This is a genomic window from Pantoea sp. SGAir0418, assembly GCF_043529865.1.
This window is the reverse complement of record NZ_CP027911.1, coordinates 3,895,468-3,908,369: the sequence shown is the minus strand read 5'-3', so window position 1 is coordinate 3,908,369 and position 12,902 is coordinate 3,895,468. Positions and strand designations below refer to the sequence as shown.

Below are 12,902 nucleotides of genomic sequence, written 5' to 3'. Positions count from 1 at the left end.
TTAACGCCAGAGGAATCATCATGATTAAAGCCTGTCTGCGCCTGCTGCTGATTTGCAGCGTCGCCCTGTTCAGCGTTCCGTCGCTGGCCGCCGCTAAACCTTCCTTTAAGCTTTGCTGGTCCATCTACGCTGGCTGGATGCCGTGGGATTACGCCCAGCAAAGCGGCATCGTGAAAAAGTGGGCCGATAAGTACGGCATCGATATTCAGTTTGTGCAGGTTAACGACTATATCGAGTCGGTCAATCAGTACACCGCAGGTGGCTTTGACGGCTGCACCATGACCAATATGGATGCGCTGACCATTCCGGCCACTGGCGGCGTCGACAGCACCGCGCTGATTGTCGGCGACTACTCTAACGGCAACGATGGCATTCTGCTTAAAGGCGCGGACAGCGTCAGCGCGCTGAAAGGCAAACCCATCAACCTCGTCGAACTCTCGGTCTCACACTATCTGCTGGCGCGCGCGCTGGAGAAATCCGGCATGAGCGAGAAAGACGTCAGGGTGGTTAATACCGCCGATGCCGATCTGGTGGCGGCATTTGGTACTGCTGACGTTAACGCCATCGTCACGTGGAATCCGCTGCTGGCGGAAGCAGAGAAGCAGCCGGACAGCCATCTGGTGTTCTCCTCGGCGCAGATCCCGGGCGAAATCCTTGACCTGCTGGTAGTCAACACCGCCACGCTCAACAAATATCCTCAGCTCGGCAAAGCGCTTACCGGTGCCTGGTACGAGACGCTGCACAGCATGGCCGGGCAGAGCGACAGTGCCAAAGCGGCGCGCACGCAGATGGCGCAGGCATCCGGTACCGATCTGGCCGGTTTTGATCAGCAGCTTGCCGCGACACACCTGTTCAGCGATGCCAAAACCACGCTGGATTTTGTCGACAGCCCGCAGCTGAAAGCCACCATGCAGCTGGTGGCTGAATTCTCCTTTAAACACGGCCTCCTGGGCGAAGGCGCGCCGGGGGCCGATGCGGTAGGGGTCGCTACCCCGGCCGGTAACTGGGGCGATGCCGGCAACATCAAACTGCGCTTTACCGACACCTTCACCAAACTGGCCGCCGCCGGTCAGCTGTAAGCGAGGCGCTGCCGATGCGTAAATTGATCAACTACCAACCGCTGCCGCTCGGCCGCCTGCTGCTTGGCATTCTGCCGCTGCTGGCGGTGCTGCTGGTCTATCTGTTCGCGTCGGATGCGCGTCTCAGCCTGAACGCGGCAGACAAGCTGCTGCCGGGATTCAACGCCATGGGCGAGGGCATCAGCCGGATGGCGTTTCAGCCCAGCCCGCGCACCGGCGAATATCTGCTGTGGAGCGATACCGCCGCCAGCCTGCTGCGTTTGCTGAGTGGCGTTGCTATCAGCGCGCTGCTGGCGCTGGCAATCGGCCTGTTCACCGGCGCGCTGCCGGTGGCGCGCGCGGTGCTGGCACCGCTGGTGACGCTGTTTGCGCTGGTGCCGCCGCTGGCGATTCTGCCCATTCTGTTTATCTGCTTTGGCCTTGGCGAAGTCTCCAAAGTGGTGCTGATCGTTATCGGCATCACGCCGCTGATCGCCCGCGATCTGCAGCTGCAGGTGCAGAAAATCCCGCAGGAGCAGCTGGTCAAAGCGCAGACGCTCGGTGCGCATAGCGCACAGATTCTGTGGCGGGTGATTCTGCCGCAGCTGATGCCGCGCCTGTGCGATGCGGTGCGGCTGTCGCTCTGTTCGGCGTGGCTGTTCCTGATTGCTGCCGAAGCGATTGCGGCCACGGAAGGCCTCGGTTACCGCATCTTCCTGATGCGCCGCTATCTGGCCATGGATGTGATTCTGCCGTACGTGGCGTGGATCACCCTGCTGGCCTTTGCCCTCGACCTGCTGCTGCGGCTCGTCAGCCGACGCTGCTGGCCGTGGTATCACGCCAAATAAGGAGCGCGCGATGCCCTTACTGCAACTGAAAAATCTGGAAAAACACTACGGCGATCAGGTGGTGCTGGAGCGGCTGAATATGCAGGTCGAGCGCGGCGAATTCGTGGCGATTGTCGGCGCCTCCGGCTGCGGCAAAACCACGTTTCTGAATATGCTGCTCGGCACCGAAGCGCCGACCAAAGGCGAGCTGCTGCTGGATGGCGCACCGATTCCCGACGAGCCGGATGCCCATCGCGGCGTGGTGTTTCAGCGCTACTCGGTGTTTCCGCATCTGACGGTGCTCGGCAACGTGATGCTGGCTGACGAGTTCAGCAGCGCACGCTGGCTGGGACGCGTCTGGGGACGCAAACGTCAGGCGATTCGCCAGCGCGCGCAGGCAATGCTGGCGCAGGTCGGACTGGAACAGGCGCAGAGCAAATATCCGCATCAGCTGTCGGGCGGCATGCAGCAACGTCTGGCCCTGGCGCAGGCGCTGATGAAACAGCCGCGCATTCTGCTGCTGGATGAACCTTTTGGCGCGCTCGATCCCGGTATTCGCAGCGAGATGCATCAGCTGATCACCCAGCTGTGGCAGCAGCATCAGCTGACCATTTTCATGATCACCCACGATCTGAAAGAGGGCTTCAGCCTCGCGTCACGCCTGCTGGTGTTCGACAAACTGCGCCACGATCCGCACGCGCCGCAAGCCTGGGGCGCCACTATCACTTACGACCTGCCGCTGGATCGCACTCAGCCCGCCGCTGAAGTGCTGTCCGCAACGCAGGTGGCTTAAAGGAGAGCACGATGCAGCCATACCAAACCCTGCTGCCCGCCGGGGCGCACTGGTCTTTTGTCATGCGCAGCGGCAGCGCGCTGACGCTGACTGATGTGGAGGGCGGCGCCAGCGCCGGCCTGCTGTTTTATAACCCGGAAAACCTGCTGGAGCGCTACAACGCGCCGGATACGCTCAAATGCCAGCACACTTTCCGGCTCACCGCCGGCCACTGTCTCTACTCGGACATGGGGCGCATTTTCTGCGGCATTGAACACGACAGTTTCGGCTGGCACGAGAGTGTGTGCGGCACGCTGAACGCGGCACAAACGGCCGCGCGCTATGGAGTCAGCGACTATCAGCAGGCGCGCAACCTGCGCCATCAAAACGGCTACGACAGCTTCCTCGTCGAGCTGGCGAAATATGGCCTTGGCCAGCGCGACATGGCGGCCTGCCTCAACCTGTTTGCCCAGGTACGCGCCGATGACAGCGGACGCTTAACGCTGGAGCGGCAGGGCGAAGCCGGCACGCAGGTTCGGCTGCGTTTCGCCATGGACACGCTGGTGCTGCTGCACACCTGTCCGCACCCGCTCAGCCCGGCGAGCGATTATCCGCGCCAGCCGCTGCAGCTGATGCTGGATGCGCAGCGCGCGCCGCTGCCGGAAATCTGTCTGCAGCGCGCGGAAAACCAGCGCGGCCTGCGCAATAACGCCCTATATCAACTGCAGGAAGAAGTGTGATGATCAAAGCGAGTGAACGAAACCCGGCGCAGGCGCGTCTGCAGCAGCAGATCGACGCCGGTGATTACTGGCTGCAGCGCATTGCCGCCGGAGAAACGCTGCGCATTACCGATCTGGAAGGCAATCAGGCGGCGGATACGCTGTTTTTCAACGCCGACGATACCGCCGAGCGCTACAGCATGAGCGAGACGCTGCGCGGCCAGCACAACGTGTTTCTCACGGCCGGCAGCGTGCTGCGTTCTAATCTTGATCGGCCGATGCTGACCATCACCGCCGATACCTGTGGCCGTCACGATACGCTCGGCGGCGCCTGCTCGTGCGAGAGTAATACGGTGCGTTATGACCTCGAAAAGCGCCACATGCACTCTTGCCGTGACAGCTGGATGCTGGCGGTCGCCGCGCATCCGGAGTCTGGCCTGACGCGCCGCGATATCACGCACAACATTAACTTCTTCATGAATGTGCCGGTGACCCACGACGGCGGCCTGACATTTGCCGATGGCATCTCCGCGCCGGGTAAGTATGTTGAGATGGTGGCGCAGATGAACATTCTGGTGCTGATCTCCAACTGTCCGCAGCTCAACAATCCCTGTAACGGTTACAACCCGACGCCGATTGCCGTCAGCGTGTGGTGATTCTCTGACGCAACGGGACGACCCGTTTTACGCCGTCACAGCTGGTGCAGGACGACCTGCCGCAATAAGAGTATTCAGTCATGATTGATCGCGTATTGATTGCCAACCGTGGCGCGATTGCCGTGCGTATCATCCGTACCCTGCAGGCCATGAATATCCGGGCGATTGCCGTCTATGCCGAAGCCGATCGCCATGCGCGCCACGTGCGACTGGCCGATGAAGCCTGGTCGCTGGGCGAGGGCCAGGTGCGCGACACCTATCTCAACCAGGACAAACTGCTGGCGATTGCCGCTCAGAGCGGCGCGCAGGCGCTGCATCCGGGCTATGGCTTTCTCAGTGAAAAACCGGAGTTCGTCACGCGCTGCGAAGCGGCGGGCCTGCATTTTCTCGGGCCGGATGCGGCGCAGATGCGGGCGTTTGGCCTGAAACATCGCGCGCGCGAACTGGCTGAGCAGAACGCGGTGCCACTGCTGCCGGGCAGCGGCCTGCTGACCTCCCTGCAGCAGGCACAGGCCGCCGCGCAACAGATTGGCTATCCGGTGATGCTGAAAAGCACCGCCGGCGGGGGCGGCATCGGGATGCAGCGCTGCAACAGCGCGGACGAGCTGGAGGAAGCCTTTACCCGCGTGAAGCGGCTGGCAGGCAACAATTTCGCCGACGATGGCGTGTTTTTAGAGAAATTTATCGCCCGGGCGCGTCATATCGAGGTACAGATTTTTGGCGATGGCCACGGCAACGTGATTGCGCTGGGCGAACGCGACTGCTCGGCGCAGCGCCGTAATCAGAAGGTGCTGGAGGAGACCCCCGCGCCGCGGCTCAGCGATGCGGTGCGCGCGCAGTTGCAGGCCACCGCCGTACGGCTGGCGCGCGCGGTTAACTATCGCAGCGCCGGCACGGTGGAGTATGTCTACGATGAGGTCAGCCAGCAATTCTGGTTCCTCGAAGTGAATACCCGCCTGCAGGTCGAGCATGGCGTCACTGAACTGGTGTACGGCGTGGATCTGGTGCGCTGGATGGTCGAACTGGCGCAGCAGCGCCTGCCGCCGCTGGCGACGCTGCAACCGGTGGCGCAGGGCCATGCTATTCAGGTACGGCTGTACGCTGAGGATCCGGCGAAGCAGTTTCAGCCGAGCGCCGGACTGCTCAGCCACGTGCAGTTCCCGACGGCGCTCGATCACGCCACGCTGCGCATCGACAGCAGCGTAGAGAGCGGCATGGAGGTTTCACCGTTTTACGATCCGATGCTGGCGAAGATCCTCGTGCACGCGGCCGATCGCCAGCGCGCGCTCGACGGCATGATCGCGGCGCTGGCGCAGAGTGAGCTGTATGGCATCGAGACCAACCTGCGCTGGCTGCGTCAGCTCTGTGCGCTGCCGGACGTGCAGCAGGGACGCATCATTACCGCCACGCTCGGCAGCGTGGCGTGGCAGCCGCCAACGCTGGATATCCTCAGCGGCGGTACCCTCACCACGGTGCAGGATGCGCCGGGCCGCGTCGGCTACTGGCACGTCGGCGTACCGCCTTCCGGGCCGTTCGACAGCCGCGCCTTCCAGCTCGGCAATCGCCTGCTGGGTAACGAGGCCCAGGCGGCCGGGCTGGAAATCACGCTGCGCGGTCCGACGCTGCGCTTTAATCAGGCATGCAGCTTTGTACTGAGCGGCGCGCCGCTGGCAGCCAACCTCGACAGCCAGCCGCTGGCGATGCATCAGGTGCTGCATGCGCAGGCCGGGCAAACCCTGACGCTGGGCGACGTGCGCGACGGCTGCCGCAGCTATCTGCTGCTGGCGGGCGGGCTGGATACGCCGCGCTATCTGGGCAGCCGCAGTACCTTTACGCTGGGTAAGTTTGGCGGTCACGCCGGGCGGGCGCTGCGCGCCGGCGACGTGCTGCAGCTGGCCGCGCCGCGTCAGGCTGCGGCGGCGCGCCTGCCCGAGACGCTGCTGCCGCCCCTTAACGGTGAATGGCAGCTGCGCGTTGTTTATGGTCCGCACGGCGCACCCGCCTTCTTTACCGATGACGATATAAGCGAATTTTTCGCTGCCGAGTGGCAGGTGCACTACAACTCCAGCCGCACCGGGATTCGGCTGATCGGCCCGAAACCTGACTGGGCGCGCAGCGACGGCGGCGAGGCGGGCATGCATCCGTCCAATATTCACGACAACGCCTATGCCTTTGGCACGGTGGATTTTACCGGTGATATGCCGGTGATTCTTGGTCCGGACGGCCCTTCGCTGGGCGGCTTTGTCTGTCCGGCGACGGTGATCGACGCCGATCTGTGGAAGCTGGGTCAGCTCAAAGCGGGCGATCGGCTGCGCTTTGTGCCGATCGCCCTTGCTGATGCCGATCGTCTGGCGCAGGCGCAGCGTCGTGAGATCGCGCATCTGCAAGCGGAAGCGGTGCGCGTGACGCCAGCACTGCCGCTGATCGATCCGATCTTGCACCAGCATGCAGCAACCGCAGGGCGGCCTGCACTGTGCGTGCGCGCCGCGGGTGACCGTTTTCTGCTGGTGGAGTATGGCGCGCTGACGCTGGACATTGCGCTACGTTTCCGCGTCCACGCCCTCATGCAGTGGCTGGAGGCGCATCCGCTGGCGGGTCAGCGGGAGCTGACGCCCGGCATCCGCTCGTTACAGGTGCATTATGATGCGCAGCAGTGCGCAAGAAGTGAGCTGTTGGCGCAAATTTTGCACGCTGATAATCTGCTGGGCGACCTTGCCGACGCGGCTGTGCCGTCGCGCACCGTGTGGCTGCCGCTCAGCTGGGATGATGCCGCCTGCCGCGAAGCCGTAACACGCTATAGCCAGTCGGTGCGTCCGAATGCGCCCTGGTGCCCGAGCAACATTGAGTTTATCCGGCGTATTAACGGGCTCGATAGCGTGGAGGCGGTGAAACAGATTGTGTTCAGCGCCTCGTATCTGGTGATGGGGCTGGGCGATGTCTATCTCGGCGCACCGGTGGCGACGCCACTCGATCCGCGTCACCGCCTGGTGACCACCAAATACAATCCGGCGCGCACCTGGACGGCGGAAAACTCGGTGGGCATCGGCGGCGCGTATCTGTGTGTTTATGGCATGGAAGGGCCGGGCGGCTATCAGTTCGTCGGACGTACGCTGCAGATGTGGAATCGCGATCGCCGCACCAGCGCCTTTACCCAGCCGTGGCTGCTGCGTTTCTTCGACCAAATCCGTTTTTATCCGGTCAGTGCCGACGAACTGCTGCAAATCCGCGAACGTTTCCCGTGGGGCGATTATCCGCTGCGCGTGGAAGCCGGTGAGTTCCGGCTCGCCGAGTATCAGGCGCTGCTGACTGCCCAGGCGACGGAGATCGACGCGTTCCAGCAGCAGCGTCAGCAGGCGTTTGACGCCGAGCTGGCACGCTGGCGCGCCGATGGCCAGTTCACCTTCGACAGCCAGCTGCAGGCGCAGAGCAGCGAGGAAGTGGTGGTGCCGGCGGGCTGTCACAGCGTCGAGAGCCAGGTGGCGGGTAGCGTGTGGCAATGGCTGGTGGCGGAAGGCAGTGATGTGACCGCGGGTGCCACGGTAGGCATTCTCGAATCCATGAAGATGGAAATCCCGATCGTGGCGCCGGTCAGTGGCAAAATCCACAGCCTGCAACGCCAGGCCGGGCAGCAAGTGCAGGCGGGTCAGTTACTTATGGTGATCGATCCGTTTGCAGTATAAGAAAGAAGAAAAAATAATCAGGAAACAGGCAGCAAAGCCGGGGATCTGACCCATACTTAGAGACCCGGTTCAATGTTGCATTGCTCTGACATCTTTTCGCAGTGTGCAACAGGCTGTGTCCCGTAACGGTTTCATTAAAACACTATTTTCGCCCTGATAAGGGAAAACTGTTTCGGGATACAGCCTGATAAGGCCGGTTTCAGCGCCTGGTGGCGCTTACCTCTCTACTTTCACGTGCTTCATAGTGAGTTTTAAGGAGTTCTCTATGGAAATAAAAGATCCAATGGTCGAATTACTCAGCAGTCTTGAGCAAATTGTTTTGACACGTGATGCAAAGACTCCCGTATCAGAAATTGCACTCAATACCGTTTCCGTTCCCGAACCGCAGCGTTTACGCGAGATGACCGGCATGCAGGTGGATGAATTCGCCCGCGTGATGGGGGTGAGCGTCTCGTCAGTAAAAAGCTGGGAAGCGCAACGTACGCGCCCATCCGCCACGGCTCGCAAACTGATGAAACTGCTGCAGGCCAATCCGTATCTGGGCCGACAGCTGCTGGAATAACGCCGACTATCGGTTCTCTGTGACCCGCCTGCACGGCGGGTTTTTTTCAGCTTAAACCACCGTATTTCGCCGCCTGTTTGACAAACCAGCTCTCCGGCACGCTGTACGGCGGTTTTGCCAGCTGCGCGATGCCCTGTTCAATGATGTGATTCGCCTGCTGCCACAAACGCCGATCGCCCTGCTGTAACAGCTGAATCTGAATCTGTTTCTCAACCAGGTAAACCCGGGCAAAGTTGGGGTCGAACTGCACGATGGCACGGGTGTTATCGATGATATCGGCCAGCTTGATGGTTTGCGCCTCGGGCGAGGCTTCGGCAGTGTGGCGAAAGTGTGCCAGCTTCCGGGCGGTACGATTTTTCGCCTGCGGCTGGGCGCTGTCGGTAAGCATGTCCACCAGGTGTGCAACGCGCGCACCAAAGTGTTCTTCAATATCCTGTAAGGTACTGGCGGTGTCCTCCACCGTGTCGTGCAGCCAGGCGGCAGCGATCATCGCTTCGTCATCGCTTACGCTGCGCACCAGCTCCGCGACGGCAGCCGGATGCACAATATAGGGTTCGTCGGTGTATTTGCGACGCTGGCCCGCATCGGCATGTGCCTGCGTGGCATAACGGCGCGCCTGCTCTTCCAGTGAATCACGCATCTTCACACTCCAGGAAAAAGTTGCTTGCAATTATCTAGCGCGCTATCTATATTGAGTCGCATGAACAGTAATCAAGATGACAAAAAAGTGAAGCCTGCGCCACTCCAGCTTGATCAGCATCTGTGTTTCGCGCTCTATTCGGCGAACCTGGCGATGCATAAAGTCTATCGCCAGCTACTGGCGGCGCTGGAGATCACCTATCCGCAATATCTGGTGATGCTGGTGCTGTGGCATCAGGATGATCTGACGGTATCGGAGATTGGTGAAAAGCTGTTTCTCGATTCGGCCACCCTGACGCCACTGCTGAAACGACTGGAGAGCGCTGGTCTGCTGCGCCGCCAGCGTTCGCGTCAGGATGAGCGCCAGGTCGTGGTTACGCTGACCGACCAGGGACGCGCGCTGCAGGAAAAAGCCGCCAGCATTCCGGAAGCGGTCCAGTGCGCGACCGCCTGCGATACCGACACCATGGCGGCGCTGAAACAGCAGCTGGACGATCTGCGCGGCAACCTGAATCGCGCCACCTGAGCATCAGGGATGTCGCTGCGGCGGCATCCTGAGAGTGAAGTTTTCCCCTGTGCCTTATAAATAGCACGCGATTATATAGCGAATAGTGAGGTTATGATGTCTTTAGAAAAAGTGATTTACACCGCCAAAGCCAAAGCAACCGGTGGCCGCGATGGCCGCGCCACCTCGTCTGATAACGTGCTGGACGTGAAGCTGGGCGTGCCAAAAGAGATGGGCGGCGCGGGCGGCGAGGTGACGAACCCGGAGCAGCTGTTTGCTGCCGGCTACTCTGCCTGCTTCCTCGGCGCGATGAAATTTGTCGCCGGCCGCGACAAAATCGCCATGCCAAAAGACGCGTGGATTGAGGGCGAAGTGGGGATTGGTCCTATCCCAACCGGTTTTGGCATTGAAGCAAAACTGAATATCCATCTGCCAGAGATGGACGCGGCGGAAGCGCAGAAGCTGGTTGATGCGGCACACATTGTTTGTCCGTACTCAAACGCGACGCGCGGCAACATCGACGTGACGCTGAATATCATCAACTAAGTTGATGCATGCATAAAAGGCTCCTGCGGGAGCCTTTTTTATCACGAACACCATCCCGCATCCCATCGAACTAAAGAATTTTCTGGTCTTACCATTGGTTAAATGTTCTACTGCTGCGCTCCGTGCATCATCGTAATTATTTGGGTTCAGATTCGTCCCGATCCTACTCGCCAGGTCACGCTTTTCTGCTACGCAAGCGAACCTTACGCTCTTTGCACAGTCACATTTACGGTTGAAGCATCGACACCAGGTCGGGAACAGAAATTTATATGAATTACATTAAAAGTTTAACGCAGCAAAAGTTGTCGCTTTTGCTGGCGCTCTATCTTGGCATCTTATTGAATTTGCCAATCTTTTATCGCCGTTTTGACGGCTTCTTAACGAAATCCACCGTCACCAACTGGTTATCCGCCGCGGCGGAAGTGACCGCGGCCGTACTGCTGACCTTCTTCCTGATGCGACTGCTGTCGCTGGGTGGCAAATGGTTTTATCGCGTGATCGCCAGCCTGCTGGTGGTGATTTCGGTGGCCGCCGCGTATTACATGGCGTTCTTTAACGTGGTGATCGGTTACGGCATCGTGGCGTCGGTCATGACAACCGATGTCGATCTTTCTAAAGAGGTTATCGGGCTGCACTTTGTATTGTGGATGTTGCTGGTGAGCGCACTGCCGCTGCTGCTGATCTGGCGCAATAACCTGAGCCTGACGCTGATTGAACAGCTGAAGACCCCCGGTCAGCGTCTGAAACCTACAGTGATCCTGCTGCTGAGCGTGGCACTGGTATGGCTACCGATTCGCTACTTCGACAAGCTGCAAAAAGCCAATGAAGAGCTCACCAATATCGACCTGCCAAGCTATGGCGGCGTAGTGGCGCACTCTTATCTGCCTTCGAACTGGATCGCGGCGCTGGGCCTGTTCGCCTGGACCAAGGTGGACGAGAAGCTGGACAGCCAGGAGTTGCTCGATCCGGCGAAGAAGTTTACCTATGTAGCGCCGCCTGGCATTGACGATACCTATGTGGTGTTTGTGATTGGCGAGACCACGCGCTGGGATCACATGGGCATGCTGGGCTACAACCGCGATACCACGCCGAAGCTGTCGAAAGAGAAGAATCTGGTGGCATTCCGCGGTGAATCCTGTGATACCGCCACCAAGCTGTCGCTGCGCTGCATGTTTGTGCGCGAGGGCGGCACCATGGATAACCCTGGCCGTACGCTGAAAGAGCAGAACATTTTTGCGGTGATGAAAGAGCTGGGCTTCACCTCCGAGCTGTTCGCCATGCAGAGCGAAGTGTGGTTCTACGACAACGCCGATGTGAATAACTTCTCGTTCCGCGAGCAGATTGGTTCTGAGAAGCGCAATCAGGGCAAAGCGGTGGACGATATGCTGCTGGTGCCGGAGCTGCAGGCTTCGCTGCAGCGCTTCCCGAAAGGTAAGCATCTGGTGGTGTTGCACACGAAAGGTTCGCACTATCTTTATTCACAGCGTTATCCGCGCGAGTTTGCCCGTTATCAGCCTGAGTGTATTGGCGTGGACGATAAGTGCAGTAAAGCCCAGCTGATTAACGCCTACGACAACTCGATTCTGTATGTTGATACCATGCTGGACAGCGTGCTGGATCAGCTGCGTGATAAGAAGGCGATTGTGTTCTATGCCGCGGACCACGGTGAGTCGATCAGCGAAAATATGCACCTGCACGGTACGCCGCGCGAAATGGCACCGCCCGAGCAGTTCCGCGTGCCGATGATTGTCTGGGCGTCTGATAAGTATTTGCAGGACCCGACTAACCGCAGCAACTTTGAGCGCTTACAGGCGCAGCAGCGCGTCGGCAAAACCCATCGTCACGTTGAGCTGTTCGACACCATTTTAGGGTGTCTGGGCTATACCTCGCCGGATGGCGGTATTAAAGCAGCGAATAACTGGTGCCAGGCACCTGCCACTGCCAGCAGTGCGAAAGCGCTGTAATTCGTGCCTGGATCTTATTGAGCAGGCAGGTGTTTAAGGCACTGCTTGCTTTCCAGGCAATCAGGCGGATTTTCGGGAAAAGGGATTGACGCTCTAAAGTCACGGCAGTAATATTCGCCCCCATCGGCGAGTAGCGCAGCTTGGTAGCGCAACTGGTTTGGGACCAGTGGGTCGGAGGTTCGAATCCTCTCTCGCCGACCATATTCGAAAAGCCCGCTTTGCAAAAAGCGGGCTTTTTTCGTTCGTAGCAAAAGAGGATGAGAACCTCCGAAGGAGGTTTGAGCCGAGCGCAGCGAGACAACGTTGCGTCAGCAACGGCCCGCAGGGCGCTTCTCGCAGAGAAGCGTAATCCTCTCTCGCCGACCATATTCGAAAAGCCCGCTTTGCAAAAAGCGGGCTTTTTTCGTTCGTAGCAAAAGAGGATGAGAACCTCCGAAGGAGGTTTGAGCCGAGCGCAGCGAGACAACGTTGCGTCAGCAACGGCCCGCAGGGCGCTTCTCGCAGAGAAGCGTAATCCTCTCTCGCCGACCATCATTTAAGAAACCTGCTTTGCAAAAAGCAGGTTTTTTTTCGTCTGTCGTTTTTGCAGTTTCAGGGTGAAATACGGGACCGCTCCGTAAAGACGCTGTCTCGTCCCTGATCGCTCGGCACACGCCATCCATGGCGTGTGACGCTTTACTCCACGGCCCCGCCTTCCACCCTTTATCCGGCTTCGGCGATGGCTGAAGGTTTACTGGCTGCCGTGCACATCCCCAGGTGCGTATAAATACGCATCCTACAAAAGTGCATAATCCTGTAGGGTCGCCATTCATGGCGACCGGACGGCCGCGCCGGAATTTACGTCCATCATTCAGCAGCACATTCCCTTTAGGGGCACCATTCATGGCGACCGGACGGCCGCGCCGGAACAAACGCCGATCATCCATGGCGATCTGATGACCTTCCCTGAACCAGACTCACATCCCGGCAGCGAT

General features: G+C 59.7%; 11 protein-coding genes, 1 tRNA gene and 2 other RNA genes. 13 read left to right on the top strand and 1 reads right to left on the bottom strand.

Annotation, left to right across the window (positions count from 1 at the left end; all coding sequences use genetic code 11):
* The first annotated feature begins 20 nt into the window (after positions 1–20).
* The 7 genes from C1N84_RS18170 (at position 21) to C1N84_RS18140 (ending at position 8,274) form a co-directional block, all read left to right on the top strand.
* Entirely contained in the window at positions 21–1,079 is a 1,059-nt protein-coding gene (locus C1N84_RS18170) for a putative urea ABC transporter substrate-binding protein (protein WP_058758070.1), read from the top strand.
* Between the two features lie 14 nt (positions 1,080–1,093).
* Positions 1,094–1,906: an ABC transporter permease gene (locus C1N84_RS18165; protein ID WP_264441804.1), complete on the top strand. Its 813-nt coding sequence runs from the start codon at positions 1,094–1,096 to the stop codon at positions 1,904–1,906.
* Between the two features lie 10 nt (positions 1,907–1,916).
* Positions 1,917–2,678 carry an ABC transporter ATP-binding protein gene (locus tag C1N84_RS18160; RefSeq protein WP_058758072.1) on the top strand — a complete coding sequence of 254 codons (762 nt, stop codon included), beginning with the start codon at positions 1,917–1,919 and terminating at the stop codon, positions 2,676–2,678.
* An 11-nt stretch (positions 2,679–2,689) separates the two neighbouring features.
* Complete coding sequence (locus C1N84_RS18155) at positions 2,690–3,397, top strand: urea amidolyase associated protein UAAP1 (protein WP_264441803.1); 708 nt, start codon at positions 2,690–2,692, stop codon at positions 3,395–3,397.
* Complete coding sequence (locus tag C1N84_RS18150) at positions 3,397–4,032, top strand: urea amidolyase associated protein UAAP2 (RefSeq protein WP_132466083.1); 636 nt, start codon at positions 3,397–3,399, stop codon at positions 4,030–4,032. The genes C1N84_RS18155 and C1N84_RS18150 overlap by 1 nt, the downstream gene beginning before the upstream one ends.
* Before the next feature lie 80 nt (positions 4,033–4,112).
* Positions 4,113–7,712: an urea carboxylase gene (gene uca, locus C1N84_RS18145; RefSeq protein ID WP_264441802.1), complete on the top strand. Its 3,600-nt coding sequence runs from the start codon at positions 4,113–4,115 to the stop codon at positions 7,710–7,712.
* 265 nt (positions 7,713–7,977) lie between these two features.
* Complete coding sequence (locus C1N84_RS18140) at positions 7,978–8,274, top strand: HTH-type transcriptional regulator (RefSeq protein WP_058781651.1); 297 nt, start codon at positions 7,978–7,980, stop codon at positions 8,272–8,274.
* A 46-nt stretch (positions 8,275–8,320) separates the two neighbouring features.
* Here C1N84_RS18140 and C1N84_RS18135 read toward each other — a convergent pair whose 3' ends face one another.
* Positions 8,321–8,914 carry an HD domain-containing protein gene (locus tag C1N84_RS18135; RefSeq protein WP_021507025.1) on the bottom strand — a complete coding sequence of 198 codons (594 nt, stop codon included), beginning with the start codon at positions 8,912–8,914 and terminating at the stop codon, positions 8,321–8,323.
* Between the two features lie 60 nt (positions 8,915–8,974).
* Between C1N84_RS18135 and C1N84_RS18130 the strand changes: the two genes are divergently transcribed.
* The 6 genes from C1N84_RS18130 to C1N84_RS18105 all read left to right on the top strand — a co-directional run bounded on the left by C1N84_RS18130 (position 8,975) and on the right by C1N84_RS18105 (position 12,459).
* Positions 8,975–9,439, top strand: coding sequence for a MarR family winged helix-turn-helix transcriptional regulator (locus tag C1N84_RS18130; protein ID WP_010616544.1), 465 nt, complete (start codon positions 8,975–8,977; stop codon positions 9,437–9,439).
* 96 nt (positions 9,440–9,535) lie between these two features.
* A complete protein-coding gene (locus C1N84_RS18125) occupies positions 9,536–9,964 on the top strand; it encodes an organic hydroperoxide resistance protein (protein ID WP_021507024.1) in 429 nt (142 codons plus the stop codon).
* Between the two features lie 269 nt (positions 9,965–10,233).
* Positions 10,234–11,928 (top strand): kdo(2)-lipid A phosphoethanolamine 7''-transferase, encoded by a 1,695-nt coding sequence (gene eptB / locus C1N84_RS18120; protein ID WP_264441801.1) that lies wholly within the window; start codon positions 10,234–10,236, stop codon positions 11,926–11,928.
* Positions 11,929–12,052: 124 nt separating this feature from the next.
* Positions 12,053–12,129 (top strand) — tRNA-Pro (locus C1N84_RS18115).
* Positions 12,130–12,164: 35 nt separating this feature from the next.
* Positions 12,165–12,294, top strand: a non-coding RNA gene (locus tag C1N84_RS18110) — RtT sRNA.
* Between the two features lie 35 nt (positions 12,295–12,329).
* Positions 12,330–12,459, top strand: a non-coding RNA gene (locus C1N84_RS18105) — RtT sRNA.
* Positions 12,460–12,902 lie beyond the last annotated feature (443 nt).